Source organism: Gallibacterium melopsittaci, assembly GCF_042433085.1.
Taxonomy (GTDB): domain Bacteria; phylum Pseudomonadota; class Gammaproteobacteria; order Enterobacterales; family Pasteurellaceae; genus Gallibacterium; species Gallibacterium melopsittaci.
Window position 1 is genome coordinate 1 of sequence record NZ_JBHLWA010000025.1, and the last position, 2,543, is coordinate 2,543.

Consider the following 2,543-nt stretch of genomic DNA (forward strand, 5'->3'; position numbering starts at 1 on the left):
TGACGCGTTTTCAGGTCAGCAATCTCGGTTTTATCAACTTGTTCGTTTGCTGTTGTGGTATCGCGAGAAAGGGAAGTCGGGATATCACCTTGTTGCGTGGTAAGCTGAATATTGCTACCCACCGCACTGTGGGTGGTGCTGCTGTCTTGTTTATTGATATTTCCTAAGGCACTTAAGCCTGTTGCTAAGCCATTAACAATATTTTGCGTTGGGTCAGTAGAAAGCCCACCGCCGATAGATTCCACTTTGGCTTCACTGTGATTCTCAATATTTTCTGAGGTTAAGCTACCTGTGGTAAAGCGGTTTTTCTCTTGGCTCGCTTGACTATCAACAATAGCCCCTTTTAAGTGTGTATTACCTGCCACATTGACAGTTAACCCTGCTTCACCTGCGTGTAACCCGCTTTGAGTTTCAACTTGTGCATAATTGAGTTTACCTTGATTGAGGCTGCCATTGACAGACGCATAAGAGCCACTGCCTATCACCGATACGCCAGCACTTACTCCACCTTGTGATTGTTTACTATCATACTGTTGGCTATCTTGGCGGCTTTCTACTACAAGATTGTTGCCAACCTCAACATTAACCTTATCACCAGTAACGACCGCACCTTTTAAGGCAGTATCTTCGCCACTGCGTAACTGCACAGCTTGACCTTGAAGAGTGGTGTTGCGTTGAATGACGGCATCACTGTTTTCATGGCCGTTGCCTTTTTGGATTGAGCCTTCAATACCAAAATATTATTTCGAACTATTCTCCCTTATAAAAGAATAAATACTGGTACAATACTCAAATGCATCCATTGTAGCTTTTCCTAGTTCTTCATCTGTTATGGTTAGAGGATATTCAAATTGTGTAATTTCTCCTTCACTATTTTTCAATGTTGTAAATCCATCTAAACTATCTTGATGTTTTGGTTTAATAATAATTTTATTGTTATTTATATCTATAGTCAAAAAATCCATATATTGATAAATAGATTTTCTATTTTTATAATTAAATTTCTTTTTCATATCTATTTCTAGATTTTTATCAAGTTTTTTTATTTTGTCTGAATTCATAATCTTTGAAAATTCTTCATTATTCAATACCTTGCTGGCGGATAGTTTTTTCTTTATCATTGCACCCAGATCATCAAAAGAAATATCTATTGGGAGATAAATAAAATCTTGTTCAGGATCTGTAACATCAATTAATGATATTAAATATGAAGTAACTAATATAAATTCATTATTTTTTCTAACTAATATTCCTTTATTAACATTCATTTTATTTAATCTCCTTAATAATAATTTTAACTCCATTAGACTCAGCATATTTAATAGATTTATTAATAGCTTCAATTTGTTCTTTACTACTTCCTTTAGGAATTGCCAAGTATATTTCTTTATTATGAATTTTTTCATTTTTAAGTCTATATTCTCCTTTTCCATCTTCTTTAAAATTAACCATATCATCTACATATCTATTTAGCTGTGAAGTAATACGACTTGGGTTTTGATAAGTTTTACTGCCTATGGTATCCATTGTTTTTGCACTAATGGCTGTTCCATCAGGTAATAAATGATCAAATGTTTTAAAGTTTGGTTTAATATCATTTAAATTTATCGTTCCTTCTGGCAAGAAAGACATAAGATAACTTTCCCAAGGTTTTCCTTGTTTGATAATACCCTCTCCCCACTGAATTCCTACATTTTTATTAGCAATCGCTTTCGTAGAAAGTCCCAATTTGCCTAATCGAATAGCTCCCTTGGCTCCTTGTTGAATTAACTGATTTCCTCCTGTTAATCCACCTAAAACACCAAGTTCTGTTGATAAATAAGTCTTCATCCGCAGAATCTCTGCTTCCCTTATTTGACCATTTTGTTCTAATCTATCAGCTTCGGCTAACTCAGATTTAATACTTTCTGAAAGAGTATTTATAGGAGAATCTATTAAGGTTTTTATTGCTTCACTCAACTCTCTTAATTGAGCTTGAGATTGCTTATTACCTAGTAAAGCTTGCGTTGTAATAGAAATGAGTTCTGATGAACCTTCAATATTGTCTTTTACTAATTTCATCAACGCTACTTTTGCCACATCTTCTGTATGTTGTCGTTTTTCTTCACCATACAGGATAGCCACTTGGCGATACTGGCTATTCATTACAGGATTATCTGCCTCTAGCATATACCCCTGAAAACTTTTAAAGGCAGCAGAAAGTGTGACAAGTTCACTTGCACATTCTGCACTCATACCTTGACGACAGGAAGCATCTAAACGATTATTACGTTCAATATCTTTGAGATGGAGTTGAGTAATTTTATCTTGAATAGCTTGGCAATTTTTTCCTTGTGCCTCACATTCCGCTTTTTCTTTCATCAAACGGACTAATTCTTCGGCTTCGTGCCTAAATAGATAGTTATTCTCTACAGCCCGTTTACCAATTTCCGCCGAATTAATCGCCCCTGCGGTAGTGTCGCTAATGAGTCCGCCTGCTAAACCACTCGCCAGTTGGCTTAAAGTAGAGACGGTTTGTTTTTGGGCTTCAGTCAGTTCCTCTG

At 35.8% G+C, this 2,543-nt stretch carries 3 protein-coding genes; all 3 read right to left on the bottom strand.

Translation table 11 applies throughout. The features are described 5' to 3' along the window. Positions 1-731: hemagglutinin repeat-containing protein (locus ACFFHT_RS05725; protein ID WP_382374318.1), on the bottom strand; the 731-nt coding region annotated here is incomplete at its 3' end. Between the two features lie 9 nt (positions 732-740). After that, entirely contained in the window at positions 741-1,268 is a 528-nt protein-coding gene (locus ACFFHT_RS05730; RefSeq protein ID WP_382374314.1) for a contact-dependent growth inhibition system immunity protein, read from the bottom strand. 1 nt (position 1,269) lies between these two features. Further along, positions 1,270-2,543 (bottom strand): endonuclease toxin domain-containing protein (locus ACFFHT_RS05735; RefSeq protein ID WP_382374316.1); only part of this gene is annotated, 1,274 nt, incomplete at its 5' end.